Source organism: Nonomuraea monospora, assembly GCF_039531895.1.
GTDB lineage: Bacteria > Actinomycetota > Actinomycetes > Streptosporangiales > Streptosporangiaceae > Nonomuraea > Nonomuraea monospora.
The window spans coordinates 675,272-698,733 of record NZ_BAAAQX010000002.1 but is presented as its reverse complement, the minus strand read 5'-3'; the positions used below and the strand labels follow the sequence as shown (position 1 = coordinate 698,733).

Below are 23,462 nucleotides of genomic sequence, written 5' to 3'. Positions count from 1 at the left end.
GATGTCCGCGACCAAACCTGACACGATCGTCCTCATTCACGGCTTCTGGGTCACCCCCCGGAGCTGGGAGCGCTGGGTCGAGTACTACAAGGCCAAGGGTTTCCGTGTGCTGGCCCCCGCCTACCCCGGTTTCGAGGCCGAGGTCGAGGCACTCAACGCCGACCCCACCCCGATCGAACGCCTCGAAGTCCCCGCGATCATCTCCTCGCTGGAGCAGCTGATCGACGGCCTGGACACCGAACCGATCCTCATCGGCCACTCCGCCGGAGGCGTCTTCACCCAGATCCTGCTCGACCATGGGTACGGCGCGGCCGGGGTCGCGATCAACTCGGCCCCCACCGAAGGCGTCAAGATCATTCCGCTGTCGCAGATCCGCGCCTCGTTCCCGATGTTGCGCAACCCCGCCAACCGCCACAAGGCCGTCGGGCTCACCTTCGACCAATGGCGCTACACCTTCACCAACACCTTCCCCGATGACCAGGCCAAGGCCACCTACGAGCGCTACCACATCCCGGCCTCCGGCCACGTGTTCTGGGGCAGCGCGCTGGCCAACATCCACCCTGGCCATGACGACACTTACGTCGACTACCGCAACCCCGACCGCAAGCCGCTGCTGTTCATCTCCGGCGAGAACGACCACCTCATGCCGCCCAAGGTGCAGATCTCGAACGCCGGTCACTACAAGGCGCCCGGCACCGTCACCGAGCAGGTGACCTTTCCGGGCCGGTCCCACCTGATGCCCGCTCAGGACGGCTGGCAGGAGGTCGCCGACCACGCCCTCACCTGGGCGCTCGACCACTCCTGAAGCTCCGGTCCCGGCCGCGCGGGGCACGGCCGGGACCCCTCAGGACGTTCCGGTCGTGGGCCGGGTGATGTGCTGGTGGCGGCGTGGTGGCCGAGTGCAGGCGCAGGTGGTGTACGCGGCCTGGTGTACGAGGCTGCGAACGGGAGCGTGAACGCGCCCGGTATCGGGGTGGGAGCGTCGTGGTGCGCTTGGTCGGGCGGGAGCATGTGTGATGTGCGCGGCCGGTGCCGAGGGGCCTGGGTCATGTTGGGTGTGCGTGATGTCGGCGGCGCGTGATTGGGGTGCGCGTACAGGGGGCGGCGCGTGTGGGCGATGCGCGTGGTGTGGACGGCGCGTGGAGGGGACGGCGCGTGGAGGGGACGGCGCGTGGAGGGGGCGGCGCTTGGGGGGCCCGCGTGGAGGCGGTGGCGCCTGATGGGATGCGCGTGTAGTGGGGTGCAGGGGTCTGAGGTGCATGTGGGTGTGCGGGTGGGGACGTGTCGGCGTTCTGGATGTGGGACGGCGAGAGGCCAGTCCCTCACCGGCAGGTGTCAGGTGTTGGCGATCTCAAGCCCCACCTCGATAAGCCCCTCCAAGACCCGCACATGCTCCGCACTGGAGTACAGCTCCACCCCGATCCCCCGATAGGCGGGCACAAGAACGTGAAGGGCTCGCCGGTGGCGCGGCGCACGGTGAGGATGATGCGTTGCAGGAGGTCTACGTCGCCCAGGCCGTCCTTGAAGCCCACGATGTTCGGAACGTCGGTGGCCAGGGCGGCCACGGCCTCGGGGGTGAAGCGCGGCATGACGAGCAGGCCGTCGGCGCCTTCGGCGGCGGCGGCGAGGGTGCGGGCGGTGGGGTGAGGGCAGGCTCGGCGGGGGCGCCGTCGGGGCCGAAGGGGGTGACAGGGAAGAAGAGAACGCCGTCCAGCCGCATGGATGATGGTTCCTTCCGGTGGAAGAGAGTGGCGGCCCTAGCGGATGCCCTTCCGGTGGAGGAGGGCGGCGGCCCTTAGCGGATGGAGGAGGGGCCTAGCGGATGCCCTCCCTGCGGAGGGTGGCAGCGAGCTTGCGGGTGTGTTTGATGATCGCTTCGGTGATCGGCTCGACGTCGGCGGGTGCGAGGGCGGCGGGCATCGAGCAGCTGATCGCGTCGGTGGCCGGGATGCGGTAGTCGACGGCGACGGCCACGCAGGCCACCCCCGGCGTCCCCTGCTCCTTCTCGTACGACCATCCTCTGGTGCGCACCTGGTCGAGCTCTCCGGTGAGCTTGGTGAGGTCGGTGATGGTGTGGGAGGTGAGCGCCGTCAGCGGTTGCGGCAGCAGGGCCCCGACCTCGTCGTCGGTGAGCTGGGCGAGCAGGACCTGGCCGAGGGCGGTGACGTGGGCGGGCAGCCGCCGGCCGACGCGGGGGATGATGTGGTCGGCCTCGCGCGACTCCCTGGTGGCCAGGTAGAGGACGTGTGCGCCGTCACGGCGGGCGAAGTGCACGGTCTGCCCGATCTCGTCCCGTAGGTCTTCGAGGCAGTCCTGGGCGAAGGGGAGGGCGGGGTCCTTGTCGAGGTAGGCGGTGCCGGTCAGCAGGGCGTGCGGGCCGATGCCGAACGCGGATCGGGCCGAGTCGGTCTCCACCCAGTTGAGCTCGACCAGGGTGCGCATGAGGGCGTGGAGGCTGCTGCGGGGGAAGCCGGTCCGTTGCTGGAGCTCCGACAGGGTCAGGTGGTGGTGCGAGTCGGCGAGCGTCTCCAGGATGCGTACGGTCCGCTCCGCGGACTTGACCAGCGGGGGCTGCTCCATGGTCGTCCCATCTCGTATCCGTCAAAGATCCAGGATATGGGATACCGTCCAGATACATGGACGCTTAACCCTTGATAGCGCCGCTGGTCAGCCCGCGCATGAACTGCCGCTGGAACGCCAGGAAGGCGATGATCGACGGCAGCAGCGCGAGCAGCGAGGCCGCCAGCAGGACGCCGATGCCGACCTCCTCGTCCGACCGGAGCGAGCGTAGCGCGATGGGCAGCGTCCACATGTCGGACGTCGGGGCGACGATCAGCGGGAGCAGGTACTGATCCCAGATCATGGTGAAGCCGAAGACGCCGATCACGCCGAGGGCCGGGCGGCACAGCGGCACGATGATCGTGGCGAAGATGCGCAGCTCGCCGGCGCCGTCGATGCGCGCCGCCTCCTCCAGCTCGACCGGCACCTCCTTCATGAACTCCGTCATGACGAGGATCGAGAAGCCCCAGGCCCCGACGGGCAGGATCATGCCGGCGTACGTGCCGATGAGGTTGAGGTGCAGCAGCGGCAGGTCGGCCAGGACGAGGGAGAGGGGGATCGCGATGATCTCCTCGGGCAGCATCATCGTGGCGAGCATGAGCAGCATCACGACCGTCATGCCGCGGAACTTCTTGCGGGCCAGCGAGTAGGCCGCGAAGACGCTCACCAGCATCTGCAGGAGGAGGCCGAAGCCCACGACGATGAAGGAGTTGAGCAGGTACAGGTAGACGTTCTTGTCCTGGGCCTGGAGGAAGTTCTCGAAGGTGAACTCGTCGGGCCAGAAGGAGAACGAGGTGGGGTCGAGCGTCTTGTTGAAGGCGCTGATCAGGAGGCCGACCAGCGGGCCGGTGAAGACCGCCACCATAAGGGCATAAATGATGACCTTTCCGGCGGTCGCCAGGGGGCCGCGCCGCGACTCCAGGCCGAGGGCGCTGTCGAACCTCATGACGTCGACTCCGGGTCGGGGGTGCTGTCGAATCTCATGACGTCGGCTCCGGGTCGGGGGTGCCGTGGAATCTCATGACGTCGGCTCCAGGTCGGGGGTGCCGTGGAATCTCATGTCGCCTGCCTCCTCCGCAGCACCTGCACGATCACCGTCAGCACCAGCGTGGCCAGGAACAACACGATGCCGCCCGCCGAGGCCACCCCCAGCTCGTTCTTCTGGAACCCGAGCTTGTAGATCAAGGTCATCAGCACCTCGGACGACCCGTTCGGCCCGCCGTTCGTCAGCACGTACACCTCGACGAAGACCCGCAGCCCGCGGATGGCGGCCAGCGTGAACAGGATCCAGAACACGGGGCGCAGCGCGGGCAGCGTGATGTGCCGCAGCCGCCGCCAGGTCGAGGCGCCGTCCACGGCGGCGGCCTCGTACAGGGCGCGGTCCACGCCGACGAGCCCGGCGAGGAAGATCATCATGTCGTACGGGGTCCCGCGCCAGATGCTCATCAGCATGATCGACCACAGCGAGGTGTCCTCGCTGGCCAGCCAGGGCTGCGGATCGATCCCGGCCCAGCCGATGATGACGTTCAGCAGGCCGTTGTCGGCCGGGTGGAACATGATGCGCCACACCTCGGCCACGGCCGCCATCGTGGTGACGACCGGCAGGAAGGCCGCGGTCCTGACGAACCAGAGGTAGCGGGCGGGCCCCTCGACGAGCAGGGCCAGCACGAGGCCGAGCACGATGGAGCCGATCGTGGTGCCCAGGGCCAGGACGACGCTGTGCCAGATGGCGGCGCCGAACTCGGCGTCAGAGATGATCGTCTCGTAGTTCTGGAAGCCGACCCACTCGTCACCGAGGAACGTCTGGACCTTGAACAGGCTCTTCCACAGCCCGACGACCATCGGGATGAACTTGAAGTACAGGAAGAGCAGCAGCGCGGGCGCCAGGAACAGCCAGGCGATCAGCGGCCCCCGCCACCGCACCGATCTCGGTGGGTGGCCGGAGGCCGCCGTCCGGCGGGGCGCCGGGGCGAGGGTGGAGGTCATGACGCTTTCTGGCTCTGCAGTTCCTGGGTGAGCTTGGTGTTGAGCTCATCCATCGCCGTCTTGACGTCGGCGGTGCAGTCGGCCCAGACGGCGTTGATGGTGTCGGCGGAGGTCTGCCGGATCGGCGCCCAGTTGGGCACGGGCGGGGCGTAGACGGCGTGCGCGTACGACTCCTGGAACACCTTCCAGCGCGGGTCCTGGCGCTCGGCGGACATGTCCACCGTGGTGTTCACGGGCAGGCGGACGATGGCGCCGTTGGCGTCCTTGTTCATGCCGATCCGCTGGCCCTCGGGGGAGATGGCGAACTCGGCGAACTTCTTCTGCGCGTCCTTGTTCGCGGAGCCGGCCATGAGGTAGACGTTCTCGCCCTCGCCGAGGGTGCCGGGGCCACCGGAGGGGCCCTTGGGCACGGGCAGGACCTCGATCTTGTCGGTGCCGATGCTGTTGACGAAGCGGGCCAGCACGTACGGGCCGACCAGGTAGATGCCGCCCTGCCCCTTCTCGAACACCTCGTGCGTGACGGTGGTGTCGTTGCTGACGGCGCCGGGGTTGACGGTCTTGGTCTTGCAGAACTGGTCCTGGAGGTACTGCACGGCCTCGACGGTCTTGGGATCGTTCACGGTGGCGGCGTACTTGCCCGCCCCGGTGGACTTGATGAAGTCGCCGCCGTTGGCGTAGATGAGCGAGGAGGCGTACCAGGAGGCGTAGCCGCGCTTGGTGCCGGCGGGGGCGGTGAAGCCGGCGGTGTCCTTCTGGCCGTTGCCGTCGGGGTCCTTCTCGGTGAAGGCGACGGCCAGCTTGGCCAGGTCGTCCCAGGTCTCGGGCGGATCCATGCCGACCTTCTCGCGCCAGTCCTTGCGGACGATCAGCGCGAACGACTGGGCGGAGAACGGGGCCGCGTAGAACTTGCCGTCGGACCCCGTGGCGGCCTTCCAGGCGGTCTCCGCCAGTTGGTCGCCGCCCTTGAGCGCGGCCTTGTCGACGGGCTCCAGCCAGCCCTGCGACACCATGTTGCCGAGCTGGGCGGTGTCGTTGATGACGATGTCAGGGAGGTCTTTCTGCGCCGCCTGCTGGTTCAGCTTGGTCTCGAAGTCGTCGAAGAGGGCCACGACTTTCGTTTGCACCCCGCTGGCCTTGGTGAAGGCGTCAGCGAGCTTCTTGGCGGTCTTGGCGGAGTCGGAATCGGGCGCCTGCCTGATCCAGATCTCCAGAGAGTTGTCAGAACCTGATGATCCACCGGAACCGCAGCCTGTCAGTCCAACGGCCAGAGTCGCCATGATCGCGACTCCCAGCAGACGACGTGACATCAGACCGCCTCCTGTTCACATACATGGACGTGAGTCGAAGACTTGGATGTGTGCCTGCGAACGTAACCAGTGGCGTGGCTCACGGTCAATATTCAAGTATGTGAAAGTCCGCCAGATTCGTGTACATCATGAGGCATGCGCATTCTCATGACAGGGGCCTCTGGAAAGGTCGGGACGCTGCTTCGCCCGCGTCTCGCACGGGAGGGCCGTACGCTGCGGCTTTCCGATATCCATCCGGTCGATCCCGGGCCCGGCGAGGAGTGGGTGACGGCGGACCTGGCCGACCCCGCCGCCATGGCCGAGGCGATGAAGGGCGTGGACGCCGTGCTCCACCTGGGCGGCCAGAGCAGGGAGCATCCCTGGGCCGACATCGTGCAGGCCAACATCAACGGCACGCAGGTGTTGCTGGAGGCGGCGTACAAGGAGGGGGTCGAGCACGTCGTGCTCATGGGCAGCCACCACGCGGCCGGCTTCCAGACCAGGCCGGAGGGCGGCGCGGACCTGCCCGACTACGCCTTCCCGCGCCCCGACACCTTCTATGGCGTGAGCAAGGTCGTCATGGAGGCGCTCGGCAGCCTCTACCACGACCGTTTCGGCATGAACGTCACCGTGATCAGGCTCGGCACCTGCAACGAGGCCCCGGCCGACACGCGCGGCCTGGCCACCTGGATCTCCGCCGACGACCTGACCAGCCTGGTCGAGGCGGGGCTCGCCGCGCCCGGCTACCACGTCGTCTGGGGCGTCTCCGACAGCCCGCGCCGCTGGTGGTCGCTGGAGGAGGCCAAGTCCATCGGGTACGTCTCGCGCGACTCCTCCGAGCCCTTCGCCGCCGGCCTCATCGCGGAGCAGGGCGAGCCCGACCTGTCGGAGCCGCTGCACGACCGCGCGGGCGGCGTGTTCACGCTCAACGAGCTCGGCGGGAAATGGTGAGCTGAAGAGCCAGCAACCGGTTGCAAGAACCTTGACGGCATCACCCGCAAAGGTCAAGGTTTAGTCTGGCAACCGTTTGCAAGGGAGGGCGGCATGGCTGCGACGATCAAGGATGTGGCCCGCGCCTGCGGCGTCCATGTGTCCACCGTGTCCCGTACCTTCTCCGCGCCGCACCTGGTCAATCCTGCCACCAGGAGCCGCGTGCTGGCAGCCGCCGACGACCTCGGCTACCGCCCCAACCGGGCGGCCAGGGCCCTGACCACCGGGCGCACGTTCAACATGGGCCTGATCGTGGCCGACATCTCCAACCCGTTCTTCCCGCCCCTCATCAAGGCCGCGCAGGCGCAGGCCAGGGGGCGGGACTACCACGTGTTCGTGGCCGACACCGACGAGGACCCGCGGGTCGAGGAAGAGCTGATCAGGACCCTCACCAAGCAGGTGGACGGCGTCCTGCTGTGCAGCCCGCGGCTGTCGAACAAGATGATCGAGCGCCTGGCGGAGGACGTGCCGTTCGTCGTGGTCAACCGGCGCATCAAGGGCATGCCCGCCGTGCTCATGAACGTCGCCCAGGGCGCCAGGCTGGCCCTCGACCACCTGGCGGGGCTCGGCCACCGCAGGATCGCGCTCGTGTCAGGCCCGATCGGCTCCTGGACCAGCAACGAGATGCAGGGCGTCGCCGCCGAGGCGGCCGGGCTCGACCTGGTCTTCTTCGGCCCCAACCAGCCCACGGAGGGCGGCGGCCTGGCCGTGGCCCCCGAGGTGGCCGCCTGCGGCGCCACCGCGGTGCTCGCCTACAACGACCTGGTGGCACTCGGCCTGATCGAGGGGCTGTCGGCGATGGAGATAGGGGTACCAGACCAGATAAGTGTGATCGGGTTCGACGACATCCTGCCGGGGCGGCTCAACCGGCCCAAGCTGACCACGGTGGCCATGCCGGCCGTGCAGGCGGGGAGGATGGCCGTCGATCTGCTGCTGCAGTCGGGAGGCGAGGGCGCGACGGTGACCCTCGACACCGCCCTCATTGTCCGCGAGTCCACGGGAAGGGCACAGACATGATCTTCGGAACGCTGCCATCGGGCCAGCAGGTCGAGTGCGTAGAGCTGTCGTCGGGACGGCTGCGCGCCGAGGTGCTCACCTACGGCGCCGTCATCCGCACGCTGGAGGTGTCCGGGGTCAACGTCGTGCTCGGGCTGGACACGCTCGACGACTACCGCACCCGCAGCCGCTACTTCGGCGCCGTGGTCGGCAGGTACGGCAACCGCATCGCCGGCGCCCGCTTCACCCTCGACGGCGCCGAGTACACGCTGCCCGCCAACAACGGCCCCAACTGCCTGCACGGCGGCGTCGAGGGCTTCGACAGCAAGGTCTGGACGATCACCGAGCGCACCGGTTCCTCGGTGACGCTGACGCTGACCAGCCCCGACGGCGACCAGGGCTTCCCCGGCACGCTGACCGCCTCGGTCACGTACACGCTGGCGGACGACGCCCTGCGCATCGACTACACCGCCGAGTCCGACGCGCCGACGGTGGTCAACCTGACCAACCACTCCTACTTCAACCTCAAGGGCGGCGGCGACGTGCTCGACCACGTCGTGCAGATGGCGTCAGAGCACTACCTGCCCGTGGACGACGACAAGATCCCCACGGGCGAGCCCGCGCCGGTCAAGGGCACCCCGTTCGACTTCACCGAGCCGCACGCGGTGGGCGAGCGCTACGACGGCGCCTACGACCACTGCTTCGTCCTCGACGGCGCGGTCAGGGTGACGGCGGGCGACCTGACCATGGAGGTCACCACCACCGAGCCGGGCGTGCAGTTCTACGCGGGCGGCATGCTGGACGGGGCCGCGACGCCGTTCGGGCCGTTCGCCGGGCTGTGCCTGGAGACGCAGCACTACCCGGACGCGCCGAACCAGCCGCAGTTCCCGTCCACGGTGCTGCGCCCGGGGGAGCGCCGCACCTCCACGACGACGTACGCGTTCATCTGACCTTCCGCAGCGCGGCGTTGGCCTTGATCACCAGCAGGGCCACGTCGTCCTGCGACGGCTCGGCGGCGAACGTCTCGACGGCGTGCCGCACCCGCTCGGCGACCGCGTGGGCGCTCAGCCCCGTACAGGTGGACAGCAGCTCGGACAGCCCGTCGCGGTCGTCGAGCAGCCGGTCGCCGTTGCGCCGCTCGGTCACGCCGTCGGTGACGCACAGCAGCACCTCCTCCGGCGCCAGCTCGAACGACTCCACGTAGAACCTGGCGGTGGACTCGATGCCGAGCAGCAGTTGCGGCGTGGCCATCGGCTGGACGTCGCCGTCCTGCCGCAGCAGGAGGGGTGAGGGGTGGCCGGCGGAGGCGATCGTGCACAGCGCGCCGCCCTGGGGGAGCGGGGTCAGCTCGCCGCACAGCAGGCTGAGGAACCTGCCCTCCTCGCCCTCGTCCAGCAGCGCGTGGTTGAGCCGGTCGAAGATGTCGGCCACGGTGTAGTGCTCCTTGGCCAGCAGGCGGACGGCGTGCCTGGCCAGCCCGGTGACGGCGGCGGCCTCGGGGCCGCTGCCGCACACGTCGCCCAGCGCGAAGCACCAGTGGTCGGCCACCGTGAACAGGTCGTAGAAGTCGCCGCCGACGTCGGCGCCCTCCTCGGCGGGCTCGTAGACCACGGCGGACTCCAGGCCGGGCATGGGCGCCACCCGCATCGGCAGCAGGCTGCGCTGCAGCACCCGTGAGGTGGTCGCCTGCCGGGTGTAGAGCATGGCCGTGTGCAGGTTGAGCGCCACCAGGCGGCACAGGTCGGCGAGCAGGTCGGCCAGCTCCAGCGGCAGCGTCGACTCGGCCCGGCCGATCACCAGCGCGCCGTGCGACCTGCCCTGCGTGAGCAGCGGGAAGGCCAGCACGTTCTCGGGGCCGACCGGCCAGCTGATCTCGGTGAGCGCCGTGCGGGGGATGCTGGGCAGCGACTTGCGCAGGTCGGCGTTGTGGCGCTCCTCGCTGTGCCAGACGTGCGCGAGCCTGGTCATCCCCGTCAGGTCGGTCAGGTAGACGGCCGCCCACGTGGCGATCTTGGGCACGACGAGCTGCGCGGTGAGCGCGGCGATCAGCTCCTCGTCGTGCACGCCCGCGAGCAGCTCGCCCGCCTCGGCCAGGAACGACAGCCGCCCCCTGTGCGCCCGGTCCTGCTCGGCCAGCCGCTCGCGCTGCACGGTCACCGCCACCTGGTCGGCGATGTGCTGCAGGCTGACCGTCAGCTCCTGGTCGAAGCGGCTCGGCTGGGCGTCGGTGACGACGAGATGGCCGACCACCTCGCCGCCCACGAGCAGCGGCGCGCACGCCAGCGACCTGGCGCGAAGCTGCTGGGCCAGCTCGACGTCGCCGGCCAGCAGGTCCTCGACCATGGTCGAGGACTTCCTCTCGGGGCTGAACACGCCGGTGGCCAGCACGCCCACCAGCCCCGCCGTCGCGCCCACGCCCGCCGCCACGCCGAACCGGCTGCCGCCCTCGGTGGCCAGCAGCACGTACGCGGCGTCGCCGCCGCTCGACACCTGCACGATCTGCACGATCGTGGCCAGCAGCTCCGTGAACGGCATGTCCCGGTCGAGCAGGTCCTTGATCCGCCGCCCCGCCTCCCTGCGCAGCGGCGCCGACGGCGGCGTCAGCACGAACCGGTGGTCGCTGGAGACGATCATCCAGATGGCCCGGCGCTCGCCCGCGTGCCCCCTGGCCCGCAACTGGGAGACGTAGACGGCCACGAGCGCGCCGTCGCGGTGCCGCATCCTGGCCTCGCCCCGCCAGCGGCCCAGGCTGAGCGTGTCGGTCAGCGACAGCGCGTACGGGCCGTGCCCCCGCCAGGCCACCAGCTCCTTCAGCGACCGGCCGATGGCCTGCTCCCTGTTCCAGCCGAGAAGCTGCTCCGCCTCGGGGTTCCACGACTCCACGACCCCGTCGAGGTCGCAGATCACCACCCCGACGTGCAGGGTGTCGAGCGGCGGCGTGACGGGGCCGGGGACCAGGCAGGGCGGGCACGACACGTGGTCCTGCATGTCGCAGCCCTCGCCCAGCTCCATGCGCACCCAGACGCGCTTGGCCGTCCTGGTGTAGGTGACGCCCCAGGCGTCGGCGAGCATCCCGGCGAGTGCCAGGCCGCGCCCCGAGGTGGACAGCGTGCCGTCGCCCTCGTGCGGCACCGCCTCCCCGGCGGGCAGGGTGCGGGTGGGGTGGTGGTCGTCCACCTCTATCTCGAGTTTCGGGGGGCTGGCGTCCACGTCCAGGCGGCACGTCAGCTCGACGCCGGTGCCCGCGTGCACCACGGCGTTCGTGACGAGTTCGCTGGTCAGCAGCACGGCATCCTCGGCCAGATGGCTCAGGCGCCATTCGCCGAGCACCTGGCGGACGAACTTGCGCGCGTGCGCCGGTGCATGGGGAGTGCCGTCGAAGGCCGTGCTCGACACCCTGGTCGTGTCCACTCTGCGTCCTAGAACATCACTCGATGTGGCAGTTCGGTCACTCTCAGAGTGGCAGACTGATGGCGTTGATACCTCCAGTTGTGAAGAAGGCCGCCATGGTCGCGCAGTTGGACTCCCCGTACCGCGCTGGATCGCTCCACCACGCGGAGCTCCGCCCGCTGCTCGTCGCCCTGCAAGGGCTGCGTGACGGCAACTTCAAGAGCAGGCTCGAAATGCCGGACGATCCGTTCCTCGCGGAGCTGGCGATCACGTTCAACCAGGTCGTCGACAGGAACGAGCACCTGTCAGGCGAGCTGACCAGCCTGCGCACCGAGGTCGCCAGGCGGGGCAGGCTCGACGAGCGGCTCGGCCCCAGCCCCGGCACGGGCGGCTGGGCGGTCAACGTGGCCGCGGTCAACTCGATCGTCGACGCGCTGGTCATCCCGATGGCCAAGGCCACCAGGGTGCTCAACGCGGTCGCCGACGGCGACCTGTCCAAACGGGTGGACCTCCAGGAGGACGACCGGCCGCTGCGCGGCGGGCTGCGCCTGATGGGCAAGGCGGTCAACCGCATGGTCGACCAGCTCGCGCTGTTCTCCGGCGAGGTGACGCGGGTGGCGCGCGAGGTCGGCACGGAGGGCAGGCTCGGCGGCCGGGCCAAGGTGCAGGGCATGTCGGGGAGCTGGCGCGACGTCACCGAGGCGGTCAACGCGATGGCCGGGCGGCTGACCGCGCAGGTCCGCGACATCGCGGTGGTCACCACCGCCGTGGCCAGGGGCGACCTGACCAGGCAGGTGACGGTCGAGGCCACCGGCGAGCTGCTGGAGCTGAAGCTGACCGTCAACACCATGGTGGACCAGCTCTCCTCGTTCGCCAGCGAGGTGACCCGGGTGGCGCGCGAGGTCGGCACCGAGGGGCAGCTCGGCGGCCGGGCCGAGGTCAAGGGCGTGCTCGGCACCTGGAAGGACCTGACCGACAACGTCAACTTCATGGCCACCAACCTCACCACCCAGGTGCGCTCGATCGCCCAGGTCACGACGGCGGTGGCCAACGGCGACCTGTCCAAGAAGATCACCGTCGACGCGCGGGGTGAGATCCTCCAGCTCAAGGACACCATCAACACGATGGTGGGGCAGCTCTCCGCGTTCGCCGACGAGGTGACGCGGGTGGCCCGTGAGGTGGGCACGGAGGGGCGGCTGGGCGGTCAGGCGCAGGTGCGGGGTGTGTCGGGGGTGTGGAAGGACCTGACGGACAACGTCAACTTCATGGCCTCCAACCTCACCGAGCAGGTACGCGACATCGCCCAGGTCGCCACGGCCGTCGCCCAGGGCGATCTCAGTCGCAAGATCAGCGTGGACGTCAAGGGCGAGATCCTCCAGCTCAAGGACACCGTCAACACGATGGTGGGGCAGCTCTCCGCGTTCGCCGACGAGGTGACGCGGGTGGCCCGTGAGGTGGGCACGGAGGGGCGGCTGGGCGGTCAGGCGCAGGTGCGGGGTGTGTCGGGGGTGTGGAAGGACCTGACGGACAACGTCAACTTCATGGCCTCCAACCTCACCAGCCAGGTCCGCTCGATCGCCATGGTCACCACCGCCATCGCCAACGGCGACCTGTCCAAGAAGATCACCGTGGACGCGCGGGGCGAGATCCTCCAGCTCAAGGACACCATCAACGCCACCGTCGACAAGCTCTCCGCGTTCGCCGACGAGGTGACGCGGGTGGCGCGCGAGGTGGGCACGGAGGGGCGGCTGGGCGGTCAGGCGCAGGTGCGGGGTGTGTCGGGGGTGTGGAAGGACCTGACGGACAACGTCAACTTCATGGCCTCCAACCTCACCAGCCAGGTGCGCAACATCGCCCAGGTCGCCACCGCCGTGGCCAACGGCGACCTGCTGAAGAAGATCGACGTGGACGCCCGCGGCGAGATCCTGGAGCTCAAGACCACGATCAACACCATGGTCGACACGCTCTCGTCGTTCTCCTCCGAGGTGACCAGGGTGGCCCGCGAGGTCGGCTCGGAGGGCAGGCTGGGCGGCCAGGCCGAGGTCGAGGGCGTCTACGGCACCTGGGAGCGGCTCACCAAGAACGTCAACCAGCTCGCCGGCAACCTCACCACCCAGGTGCGCGCCATCGCCGAGGTCGCCAGCGCCGTCGCCCAGGGCGACCTGAGCCGCTCGATCAGCGTCGAGGCCAAGGGCGAGGTCGCCGAGCTGAAGAACAACGTCAACCTGATGGTCGCCAACCTGCGCGAGACCACCCGCGCCAAGGACTGGCTGGAGAGCAACCTGGCCCGCATCGCCGGGCTCATGCAGGGGCACCGCAACCTCGTCGAGGTCGCCGACCTGATCCTGCGCGAGCTGACGCCGCTGGTCAGCGCCCAGTACGGGGCCTTCTTCCTGGCCGACGCCGATTCGGTGGACGGCTCGCTGGCCTACATCGCCGGCTACGGCGCCGCCCACGACGTGCTGCCGGGGCCGGCCACGCCGGGCCCAGGGCTGATCAGGCAGGCCGCGCTGGAACGCAAGCGCATCCTGCTGGAGGACGTGCCCGCCGGGTACATCACCGTGCACTCGGGGCTGGGCGAGGCCGCGCCCGCCAGCGTGGTGGTGCTGCCCATCGTGTTCGAGGACAAGGTGCTCGGCGTGATCGAGCTGGCCTCGTTCAGCCGGTTCAGCGACGTGCACCTGGCCTTCTTCGACCAGTTCGTGGTCACCATCGGCGTGGCCATCAACACCATCATCGCCAACGCCCGCACCGAGGCGCTGCTGTCGGAGTCGCAGCGGCTGGCACAGCAGCTCCAGGGCCGCTCCGACGAGCTGCAGCGCCAGCAGGCGGAGCTGCGCAGGTCGAACGCCGCCCTGGAGGAGAAGGCGCACCTGCTGGCCACCTCGTCCCGCTACAAGTCGGAGTTCCTGGCCAACATGTCGCACGAGCTGCGCACCCCGCTCAACAGCCTGCTCATCCTGGCCAGGCTGCTGGCCGACAACCCCGAGGGCAACCTGTCGGAGCAGGAGGTCGAGTTCGCCGGCACCATCCACAACGCGGGCAGCGACCTGCTCCAGCTCATCAACGACATCCTCGACCTGTCCAAGATCGAGGCGGGGCGGATGGACGTGCGGCCGGAGAAGCTGCCGCTGACCAAGCTGCTCGACTACGTGGACGCCACCTTCCGCCCGCTCACGGTCGACCGGGGGCTGACGTTCGAGATCGAGGTCGCCCCCGGCACGCCCCGCGAGCTGTTCAACGACGAGCGCAGGCTCCAGCAGATCCTGCGCAACCTGCTGTCGAACGCGGTCAAGTTCACCTCCGCCGGAGAGGTGCGCCTGTCGGTGTCCGTCGCCGAGGAGTGGCCGGGCGCCGACAGGCCGGTGCTCTCCTTCGCGGTGCGCGACACCGGCATCGGCATCGCCGCCGACAAGCTGCCGGCCATCTTCGGCGCCTTCCAGCAGGCCGACGGCACCACCAGCCGCAAGTACGGCGGCACGGGCCTGGGCCTGTCGATCAGCAGCGAGATCGCCAGGCTGCTCGGCGGCGAGATCCACGCCATCAGCACCCCTGGCGAGGGCAGCACGTTCACCCTGTACGTGCCGGCCGGGTGCGTCGCCTCCGGCCCGGAGCAGCCGCCGCCCGAGCACGCGGAGCCCACGGAGAGCGCGGACGGCGCCGAGTCCGACGAGTCGGGGGAGTCCCGCCCCGCGCCGCCCGGCTGGCAGGCCGAGGACGACCCGTGGCAGTCGGCCTCCGAGCTGAGCAGGCTCAAGCAGGGCCCGCTCGGGGCGGCGTTCGCGGGCCGCCGGGTGCTCATCGTGGACGACGACATCCGCAACGTCTACGCACTGACGCACGTGCTCGGCCGGCTCGGCATGGAGATCGTCTACGCCGAGAACGGCAGGGAGGGCATCGAGACGCTGGAGCGGGAGGAGAACATCGCGCTCGTCCTCATGGACGTGATGATGCCCGAGATGGATGGGTACGAGACGCTCGCCGCCGTACGGCAGATGCCCAGGTTCGCCGACCTGCCGATCGTCGCGCTCACGGCCAAGGCGATGCCGGGCGACCGGGAGAAGACGATCTCCTGCGGCGCGTCCGACTACGTGCCCAAACCCGTGGACCTCGATCAGCTCCTGGAGGTGATGCGCGGGTGGCTCGCGGGCGAACGGGAGGGGGACGGATGAACCGACAGGTCAAGATCCTGCTGGTGGACGACAACGACGAGAGCCTGGTGGCGCTGGAGGCCGTGCTGCGGCCGTTGCAGCAGCTCCTGTTCAAGGCCAGGTCGGGGCCTGAGGCGATGAAGCTGATGCTGCGCCACGACTTCGCGGTCGTCCTGCTCGACGTGCTCATGCCCGGCATGGACGGCTTCGAGACCGCCGCCCACATCAAGCGGCTCGACCAGACCCGCGACGTGCCGATCATCTTCCTGACCGGCACGGAGCCCAACTCGGGCGCGGCCTTCCGCGGGTACGCCGTGGGCGCCGTCGACTACCTCACCAAGCCGTTCGACCCGTGGGTGCTCAGGTCGAAGGTGGCGGTGTTCCTGGAGCTGTTCAGGAAGACCTCGGTGCTGATGGAGCAGGCGACGCTGCTCGCCGAGCTCGTCAGGGACAACGAGGCGCTGGCCGGGTTCGCGCAGCGGCTGGGGGCGGTCGAGGCGCGCCTGGACTGGCTGGCGGAGAGCGCCACGGGCGACGAGGGGGTGCGGGAGGCGGTCAAGGACCTGGCCGATCGGGTGTCGGCGATGCAGACGGCGTTCGAGGCGGTCTCGACGGTGCGCGCCAGGGATTGATCTCCCGGGTCGGTCATGACATCGGCGAGCCTCCGCGCGTACCGCGGTGTCTCCGTCGTACCTTTGGCATCATGGCCACCCGTACGCCGAAAAGCGCATCGAAGGGGCCGGCGAAGCGGTCGACCTCGTCCCGTTCGGCCCCCGCCAAGCGCGGGGCATCGTCGGCGGGACGGCCGAGGGCGAAGGGATCCGCCTCCGGCCGCAAGCCCTCGATGACCCATCAGGACCCGATCAGCTGGGTCTTCACCATGATCGGCAAGCTGGTCGTGGGCTTGTGGATGTTGTTCGCCAACGGCGTCGGCAGCGCGGCCCGGGCCCTGGGCAAGAACGCCAGGGAGCTCGATCCGGCGCACCGGCGCGACGGGGTGGGCCTGACGGTGCTGGCGGGCGCGATCGTGCTGGCGGCCATGACCTGGCGCAACTCCGACGGCGCGGTGGCCGGCGTGGTGAACGCCACGGTGCACGGCGTGTTCGGGTCGCTGGCCTGGGCGCTGCCGCTGCTTCTGGGGCTGCTGGCCTGGCGTTACCTGCGCCATCCCGACCAGAACGCCGACACCGGGCGGATGGTCATCGGCTGGGCGGCGCTGATGGTGGGCGTGCTCGGCGTGATCCACGTGGCGAACGACACGCCGTACCCGGCCGGCCAGGGCCAGGGCATGGACAAGGTGTCGCAGGCCGGCGGCATGGTCGGGTTCATCGTGTCGGCGCCGCCGATGAGCATCCTGCCGCCGTGGGTGACGATCCCGCTGCTGCTCCTGCTGTCCGGTTTCGGGGTGCTGGTGATCACCGCCACGCCCGTGCACCGGATCCCCGAGCGGCTGGCCGAGCTGAAGCACATGCTGTTCGAGCGGCACGCCGACACCGAGTCCGCCGCCAGGCCCGCAGCCAGGAAGCGGGTCAGGGCCAAGAAGCCCGAGGACGGCGAGGACTCCGTCAAGCCGTACGACACGCCGGTGATCGCGGAGAAGGACAACAAGAAGTCCGACCACTCGCCGGAGATCGTGCCCGGGCTGACCGACGAGGAGGAGGCGCCCGCTCCCGAGGCTGAGAGGCGCCCTGAGCCGCCGCAGCCGACACCCGCGCCCCGGAAGGTCGAGCAGCTCGTCCTGTCCCCGCAGGCGGGCCCGTACAGCCTGCCCGACCTGCAGCACCTCAAGCAGGGCAGCGCGCCCAAGCCGCAGACCAAGGCCAACACGACCGTGGTGAACGCGCTGACGAGCGTGCTGGAGCAGTTCACCATCGACGCGCAGGTGATCGGGTTCACCCGGGGCCCGACGGTCACCCGCTACGAGATCGAGCTCGGGCCCGCCGTGAAGGTGGAGAAGGTCACCGCGCTCACCAAGAACATCGCCTACGCCGTCAAGTCGGCCGACGTGCGCATCCTGTCGCCGATCCCCGGCAAGTCGGCCATCGGCGTCGAGATCCCGAACGCGGACAAGGACCTGGTCTCGCTCGGCGACGTGCTGCGCTCCCAGGTGGCGCAGGCCGACCACCACCCGATGATCGTCGGCCTGGGCAAGGACGTCGAGGGCCGCACCATCGTCGCCAACCTCGCCAAGATGCCGCACCTGCTCATCGCGGGCGCCACCGGCGCCGGCAAGTCGGTCTGCGTCAACGGCCTGATCACCTCCATCCTCATGCGCGCCACCCCCGACGAGGTGCGCATGGTGCTGGTCGACCCCAAGCGGGTCGAGCTCAGCGTGTACGAGGGCATCCCCCACCTCATCACCCCCATCATCACCAACCCGAAGAAGGCCGCCGAGGCCCTCGAATGGGTCGTGGGCGAGATGGACCGGCGCTACGACGACCTGGCGGCGTCGGGGTTCCGGCACGTGGACGAGTTCAACAAGGCCGTGCGGGCGGGCAAGCTGCAGCCGCCGCCGGGCAGCGAGCGGGTCTACCAGCCGTACCCGTACCTGCTGGTGATCGTGGACGAGCTGGCCGACCTGATGATGGTGGCCCCCCGCGACGTCGAGGACTCGATCGTGCGCATCACCCAGCTCGCCCGCGCGGCGGGCATCCACCTGGTGATCGCCACGCAGCGGCCGTCGGTGGACGTCGTCACCGGCCTGATCAAGGCGAACGTGCCGTCCAGGCTCGCCTTCGCCGTCTCCAGCCTCACCGACTCGCGGGTCATCCTCGACCAGCCGGGCGCCGACAAGCTGGTCGGCCAGGGTGACGCGCTCTTCCTGCCGATGGGCGCCAGCAAGCCGATCCGCATCCAGAACGCGTTCGTCTCGGAGAAGGAGATCGCCGAGATCGTCGGGCACTGCAAGGAGCAGATGCAGGTCGAGTACCGCGAGGACGTGGCGGCGGCGCCGGTCAAGAAGGAGATCGACGAGGACATCGGCGACGACCTCGACCTGCTGATCCAGGCGGCCGAGCTGATCGTGACCACGCAGTTCGGCTCGACCTCGATGCTGCAGCGCAAGCTGCGGGTCGGGTTCGCCAAGGCGGGGCGGCTGATGGACCTGCTGGAGAGCCGGAACGTGGTCGGCCCGAGCGAGGGCTCCAAGGCGCGTGAGGTGCTCGTCAAGCCCGACGATCTGCCGGGTTTGCTGGCCGATCTGCGTGGCGAATGACCCCAATGCACGGTTGCACAACGATAACTGCTTGAATAGGTACCACCACGAAGAGTAGTCGGTGTGGTGGGGGGCGGTTCGCTGTGCAGGAGCAGAGCATCGGGGCCATGCTGCGGGCGGCCAGGCAGACGGCCGGGCTGACGGTCGCGCAGGTCAGCGCGGCTACCCGAATTCGCGAGGCCATGATCCATTGCATGGAGCAGGACGACTACGGCCAGTGCGGCGGCGCCTTCTACGCCAGAGGGCACGTACGGGCCGTGGCCAGGGCGGTGGGTCTCGATCCCGAGGCCACCGTCCATCTCTACGACCAGCAGTACGGCGGGCCTCCGCAGCCCATGCCCGCCTCGGCCGTCTTCCAGGCGGACCGCAAGATCAACCTGCCGGAGCGGCGCGGGCCCAACTGGACGATGGCGCTCGGCGTCGCGCTGGCCATCGTGGTCGTCTTCGGCATGATGCGGGTGATGGGCGGCGCCAGCGACCAAGTGCGCACGGGCGACGTGCGGGCCGCCTCGGCCCGGCCCAGCGTCCCGCCGAACACGCCCATCACCGAGACGCCCAAGCCGACGCCGGCGGCGATGACGGCCAAGAACACGGTTACCGTGCGTATCAAGGCGAAGCGGACGTCGTACGTGAGCCTGCACGACGCCGAGGGGCACAAGCTCTTCGCGGGCACTCTCAAGGCGGGCAAGACCTCCACGTGGCGCGCGCCCGAGAAGGTCAACGTGCTGCTGGCCGACGCCGGAGCGGTAACGCTGCACGTCAACGGCAAGAGAGTGAAGGGGCTCGGGGGCAGGGGAGACGTGGCGCGGCGCTCGTTCGGGCCGCCCAAACCGCAGTCGCGGTAGCCGCCCGGGCAAGCCTGAGGGAGCCCGGTGCAACGGGTGGTGGCCAACTCCCGATACCGTAGTGTTCACCATGTCATCCCGCCGAACCGCATCGCTGATCACTCTGGGCTGCGCACGTAACGAGGTCGACTCCGAAGAGCTGGCCGCGCGACTCGAGGCTGCCGGCTGGCAGCTCGGCGACGACGCCCCCGACGTCGTCGTCGTCAACACGTGTGGCTTCATCGACTCGGCCAAGAAGGACTCCATCGACACGCTGCTGGCCGCCGCCGACTCCGGCGCGAAGGTGGTGGCGGCGGGTTGCATGGCCGAGCGTTACGGCAACGAGCTCGCCGAGGCCCTTCCCGAGGCCAGCGCGGTCATCTCCTTCGACGACTACGCCGAGATCGGTGACCGCCTCGACGACGTGCTGGCCGACAGGCCGCTCAAGCCCCACACGCCACGCGACCGCCGCACCTTGCTACCCATCTCGCCGGTGGACCGTGCCAGCGCCCCCAAGGCCAGCATTCCCGGCCACGGCGACCTGCCGGAGGGCCTGGCGCCCGCCAGCGGGCCGCGCGTGCTGCGCAAACGGCTCGACGAGAGCCCGGTGGCCTCGCTCAAGCTGGCCTCCGGCTGCGACCGGCGCTGCACGTTCTGCGCCATCCCGGCCTTCCGCGGCTCCTACGTCTCGCGCCGGCCCGACGAGCTGCTCGCCGAGGCCGACTGGCTGGCCCACCGGGGCGTGCGCGAGCTCGTCCTGGTGAGCGAGAACTCCACGTCCTACGGCAAGGACCTGGGCGACCTGCGGGCGCTGGAGAAGCTGCTGCCGCAGCTCGCCGCCGTCGAGGGCGTCGAGCGGGTGCGCGTCAGCTACCTGCAGCCCGCCGAGCTGCGCCCCGGCCTGATCGACGTGATCACCGGCACCGAGGGCGTGGCGCCCTACTTCGACCTGTCCTTCCAGCACGCCAGCGGCACCGTGCTGCGCCGGATGCGCCGCTTCGGCGACCCCGAGCGCTTCCTCGGGCTGCTGGAGACCGTCCGCGAGCGCGCCCCCGAGGCGGGCGTGCGCTCCAACTTCATCGTGGGCTTCCCCGGCGAGACGGAGGAGGAGTTCGGCGAGCTGGTCGGGTTCCTGGAGCAGGCCAGGCTCGACGTGATCGGCGTGTTCGGCTACTCCGACGAGGACGGCACGGAGGCGGCCGGCCTGCCGGGCAAGCTCGCCCAGGAGGTCATCGACGAGCGCGTGCGGATGCTCACCGAGCTGGCCGAGGAGCTGACCGCGCAGCGCGCGGAGGAGCGCATCGGCACCGAGGTCGACGTGCTGATCGACGACGACCTGGGCGACGGCGGCTACGAGGGCCGCGCGGCGCACCAGGGGCCCGAGGTCGACGGCTCCGTCACGGTGCAGGGCATCGGCCTGGTCAAGGGTCAGATCGTACGCGCGCACGTGGTCGACGCCGAGGGGGTTGACCTGATCGCGCGCATCAAGGCCGCCGGTCCATGAAAAGGGACGAGCGCCGCGTGGTAAGCCCGTGGAACATCGCCAACGTCCTCACGGTCCTCCGGTTGGTGCTCGTCCCCTTCTTCGTCGTCTGCCTCTTCCTGCCGGGCACGGGCTGGCGGGTGGCCGCGCTCGCGGTCTTCGCGGTGGCCTCGATCACCGACCATCTGGACGGGGAGCTGGCCAGGCGGTACGGCCTCATCACCGACTTCGGCAAGATCGCCGACCCGATCGCCGACAAGGCGCTCACCGGGGCGGCGCTGGTGTGCCTGTCGGTCCTGGGCGAGCTGCCCTGGTGGGTCACGATCGTGATCCTCGGCAGGGAGCTGGGCATCACGGTGCTCAGGCTGGTGCTGCTGCGGCACGCGGTCATCCCGGCCAGTTACGGCGGCAAGGTCAAGACCGTGCTGCAGATCGCCGCCATCGTGCTCTACCTCCTGCCCTTCCCGGTGCCCGGTCCCATCCTGTGGGTGGTGATGGGCGGGGCCGTGGTCGTCACCGTGGCGACGGGGGTCGACTACATCGTCCGGGCCGTGAAGCTGCGTAAAGTGGCCCAGCAGGCGCGCGAGGAGTGATCGATGGCGGACCTGGCCGAGGTGCTGAGGATGCTGGTGGCGCGCAGGGCCACGGTGGCCGTGGCCGAGTCGCTGACGGGCGGGCTCATCGGGGCCGCGATCACGGCGGTGTCCGGCTCCTCCAAGGCCTTCAGGGGCGGAGTCATCTCCTACGCCACCGATCTCAAGCACGAGTTGCTGGGCGTGCCGGCGGACCTGCTGGCGCGTGAGGGGGCCGTGCACGCCGACGTGGCCGCCGCGATGGCGGCGGGGGTGGCGCGGGTGTGCGGGGCGACCTACGGGGTGGCCGTGACGGGCGTGGCGGGGCCCGAGCCGCAGGACGGCAAGCCGGTCGGCCTGGTGTACGCGGCGGTTTCCGCGCCTGGCGGGCAGATTTCGTTCCGCGAGTTGAGACTTGAAGGGTCGCGCGAACGTATCAGGGTAAGGACGGTGGACGAGGCAGTCGATCTACTGTCAGGTGTGCTGAAGGCGAACATAGGGGAACATTCCGGGTGATTACCGTGTTACGTCCCGAGCGAACATGCGATGCGCGGTCTGACGCGGTGTCGGTTGATACGGGTACGGTGGAGCTGTGAGTGAGGTCCGTGAGCCAACTGCAAGCACCGAGCGCCCGGCAGGCGGGCCTGATGAGTCGCGCAACGAGCCACGAGCGGCGGTCCAGGGGCGGCGACGTCCAGTGATGACGGCGAGGAGTATGTACGAAGCGAAGAAGAACAAAGTGCGGCACGATCCGATCGCGCGGGGCGTGGTGAAGACATCCGCGCCGGGGAGGGAGCGACAGATGATTCTGCTGCGTCAGCTGCTCGGAGACGTGCTGAGGCGGTTGCGGGTGCGGCAGGGGCGCACGCTACGCGAGGTGTCCACGCTGGCAAGGGTCTCGCTCGGCTATCTGTCCGAGGTGGAGCGTGGCCAGAAGGAGGCTTCGTCCGAGCTGCTCGCGTCGATCTGCGGCGCGCTCGGTGTGCCGCTTTCGCAGGTGTTGCGTGAGGTTTCCGACCAGTTCGCGCTGGCGGAGCTCCAGGCTGCCCCTGTGCTGGCCGACGTGCCCGAGCACGAGCGCCTGCCTCTCGCGGAGACGGTTCCCGGGGGGATCTCCGACTCCGTCTTCCCCGAGGTCAAGGACATGGTGGCTGCCTAACGCGGCTGGCAGCCGGCACACCACAGGATCAGCCGTTCCTGTGGCTGCTCTCCCATCTCCCCTCGGCTGATGCGGGTGCCGCATCGGCGACAGGGCCTCCCTGCCCTGCCATAGACCCAGGTCTGATTCGCTGGGCGGCGGTCACCTGTGGTCACCGTGCCCGCATGCCCCTTGTTGGCCTCCAGCAGCCGGTGGGCCAGCGAGACGAGCCCTCCGAGATCCTCGATCTCGCCGACCTTCCGCCACGGCCAGATCCCGCGCAGGAAAAGGGTCTCGGCGCGATAGATCGTGCCGATCCCCGCCAGGTTGCGCTGATCGAGCAGCGCCTCCCCGATGGTCCTGCCGGGCGCCCCTCGTAGTCTTCGCACGGCCTCATCCGGGTCCCAGTCCGCGCCGAGCAGATCCGGCCCCAGGTGACCCACCAGCCGTGCCTCCTCGGCCGTCCTGACGAGATCCACCATCCCGAGCCTGATGCCGATCGCCTGCCACCGCTCGTTGGCCAGGATCAGCCTGACCTGGTCGCCGGGCGGGATCCGGTCGCGCACGCCCGCGACCCGCCAGTGGCCCTCCATGCGCAGGTGCGTGTGCACGGTCAGGTCGCCCTCGACCCGGGTCAGCAGGTGCTTCCCCCGGGAGAGCGTGGTGATCACCTGCCGTCCGGTGAGATCGGCCGTGGCGTACCGGGGGACGCGGAAGTCGGACCGGGTCAGCATCCGGCCGTCCAGCGCGCCCCTGAGCCGTGCCGCGGTGCGGTAGACGGCGTCTCCTTCGGGCATTTCCCCAGTTTATGAAGGGATTTCACGATGGTCTGCCCATGCCGCGCGTTCACCGCCATAATGTCGATCAGGAGCA

General features: G+C 69.6%; 18 protein-coding genes. 12 read left to right on the top strand and 6 right to left on the bottom strand.

The window, feature by feature from the left end:
• The first annotated feature begins 1 nt into the window (after position 1).
• Entirely contained in the window at positions 2-805 is an 804-nt protein-coding gene (locus tag ABD331_RS06460) for an alpha/beta hydrolase (protein WP_344471499.1), read from the top strand.
• A 1,010-nt stretch (positions 806-1,815) separates the two neighbouring features.
• On the opposite strand, the gene ABD331_RS06455 is transcribed toward ABD331_RS06460, so the two are convergent.
• From ABD331_RS06455 to ABD331_RS06440, 4 genes are all read right to left on the bottom strand, one after another.
• A complete protein-coding gene (locus ABD331_RS06455; protein ID WP_344471497.1) occupies positions 1,816-2,580 on the bottom strand; it encodes an IclR family transcriptional regulator in 765 nt (254 codons plus the stop codon).
• A gap of 64 nt (positions 2,581-2,644) precedes the next feature.
• Positions 2,645-3,505, bottom strand: a complete 861-nt coding sequence (locus ABD331_RS06450) for a carbohydrate ABC transporter permease (RefSeq protein WP_344471495.1) — start codon at positions 3,503-3,505, stop codon at positions 2,645-2,647.
• 110 nt (positions 3,506-3,615) lie between these two features.
• Positions 3,616-4,545, bottom strand: coding sequence for a carbohydrate ABC transporter permease (locus ABD331_RS06445; RefSeq protein WP_344471493.1), 930 nt, complete (start codon positions 4,543-4,545; stop codon positions 3,616-3,618).
• Complete coding sequence (locus tag ABD331_RS06440; RefSeq protein WP_344471490.1) at positions 4,542-5,852, bottom strand: sugar ABC transporter substrate-binding protein; 1,311 nt, start codon at positions 5,850-5,852, stop codon at positions 4,542-4,544. The genes ABD331_RS06445 and ABD331_RS06440 overlap by 4 nt, the downstream gene beginning before the upstream one ends.
• A gap of 135 nt (positions 5,853-5,987) precedes the next feature.
• Between ABD331_RS06440 and ABD331_RS06435 the strand changes: the two genes are divergently transcribed.
• The 3 genes from ABD331_RS06435 (at position 5,988) to ABD331_RS06425 (ending at position 8,767) form a co-directional block, all read left to right on the top strand.
• Positions 5,988-6,782, top strand: a complete 795-nt coding sequence (locus ABD331_RS06435; RefSeq protein WP_344471488.1) for an NAD-dependent epimerase/dehydratase family protein — start codon at positions 5,988-5,990, stop codon at positions 6,780-6,782.
• A gap of 93 nt (positions 6,783-6,875) precedes the next feature.
• Positions 6,876-7,838: a LacI family DNA-binding transcriptional regulator gene (locus ABD331_RS06430; protein ID WP_148443276.1), complete on the top strand. Its 963-nt coding sequence runs from the start codon at positions 6,876-6,878 to the stop codon at positions 7,836-7,838.
• Positions 7,835-8,767 (top strand): aldose epimerase family protein, encoded by a 933-nt coding sequence (locus tag ABD331_RS06425; RefSeq protein ID WP_344471484.1) that lies wholly within the window; start codon positions 7,835-7,837, stop codon positions 8,765-8,767. Before ABD331_RS06430 ends, ABD331_RS06425 begins: the two co-directional genes overlap by 4 nt.
• Here ABD331_RS06425 and ABD331_RS06420 read toward each other — a convergent pair.
• Positions 8,760-11,228, bottom strand: coding sequence for a SpoIIE family protein phosphatase (locus ABD331_RS06420; RefSeq protein WP_344471482.1), 2,469 nt, complete (start codon positions 11,226-11,228; stop codon positions 8,760-8,762). The genes ABD331_RS06425 and ABD331_RS06420 overlap by 8 nt on opposite strands.
• 95 nt (positions 11,229-11,323) lie before the next feature.
• Here ABD331_RS06420 and ABD331_RS06415 point away from each other — a divergent pair, with 95 nt between their 5' ends.
• From ABD331_RS06415 to ABD331_RS06380, 8 genes are all read left to right on the top strand, one after another.
• Positions 11,324-15,379, top strand: a complete 4,056-nt coding sequence (locus tag ABD331_RS06415; RefSeq protein ID WP_344471480.1) for a HAMP domain-containing protein — start codon at positions 11,324-11,326, stop codon at positions 15,377-15,379.
• Entirely contained in the window at positions 15,376-15,990 is a 615-nt protein-coding gene (locus ABD331_RS06410) for a response regulator (RefSeq protein WP_344471478.1), read from the top strand. The genes ABD331_RS06415 and ABD331_RS06410 overlap by 4 nt, the downstream gene beginning before the upstream one ends.
• 71 nt (positions 15,991-16,061) lie before the next feature.
• Positions 16,062-18,572 carry a DNA translocase FtsK gene (locus ABD331_RS06405; RefSeq protein ID WP_344471476.1) on the top strand — a complete coding sequence of 837 codons (2,511 nt, stop codon included), beginning with the start codon at positions 16,062-16,064 and terminating at the stop codon, positions 18,570-18,572.
• A gap of 83 nt (positions 18,573-18,655) precedes the next feature.
• Positions 18,656-19,417 (top strand): helix-turn-helix domain-containing protein, encoded by a 762-nt coding sequence (locus ABD331_RS06400; RefSeq protein WP_344471474.1) that lies wholly within the window; start codon positions 18,656-18,658, stop codon positions 19,415-19,417.
• A gap of 70 nt (positions 19,418-19,487) precedes the next feature.
• Positions 19,488-20,900 carry a 30S ribosomal protein S12 methylthiotransferase RimO gene (rimO, locus tag ABD331_RS06395; protein ID WP_344471472.1) on the top strand — a complete coding sequence of 471 codons (1,413 nt, stop codon included), beginning with the start codon at positions 19,488-19,490 and terminating at the stop codon, positions 20,898-20,900.
• The gene (gene pgsA / locus ABD331_RS06390) at positions 20,897-21,472 is read left to right on the top strand and encodes a CDP-diacylglycerol--glycerol-3-phosphate 3-phosphatidyltransferase (RefSeq protein ID WP_344471470.1); all 576 of its coding nucleotides are present in this window, start codon (positions 20,897-20,899) and stop codon (positions 21,470-21,472) included. The genes rimO and pgsA overlap by 4 nt, the downstream gene beginning before the upstream one ends.
• A gap of 3 nt (positions 21,473-21,475) precedes the next feature.
• Positions 21,476-21,967, top strand: a complete 492-nt coding sequence (locus ABD331_RS06385; RefSeq protein WP_344471468.1) for a CinA family protein — start codon at positions 21,476-21,478, stop codon at positions 21,965-21,967.
• A 286-nt stretch (positions 21,968-22,253) separates the two neighbouring features.
• Positions 22,254-22,610 (top strand): helix-turn-helix domain-containing protein, encoded by a 357-nt coding sequence (locus tag ABD331_RS06380; RefSeq protein WP_344471539.1) that lies wholly within the window; start codon positions 22,254-22,256, stop codon positions 22,608-22,610.
• On the opposite strand, the gene ABD331_RS06375 is transcribed toward ABD331_RS06380, so the two are convergent.
• Positions 22,607-23,386 (bottom strand): DNA-formamidopyrimidine glycosylase family protein, encoded by a 780-nt coding sequence (locus tag ABD331_RS06375; protein ID WP_344471466.1) that lies wholly within the window; start codon positions 23,384-23,386, stop codon positions 22,607-22,609. The two genes, ABD331_RS06380 and ABD331_RS06375, sit on opposite strands and share 4 nt — an antisense overlap.
• Between the last annotated feature and the right edge of the window lie 76 nt (positions 23,387-23,462).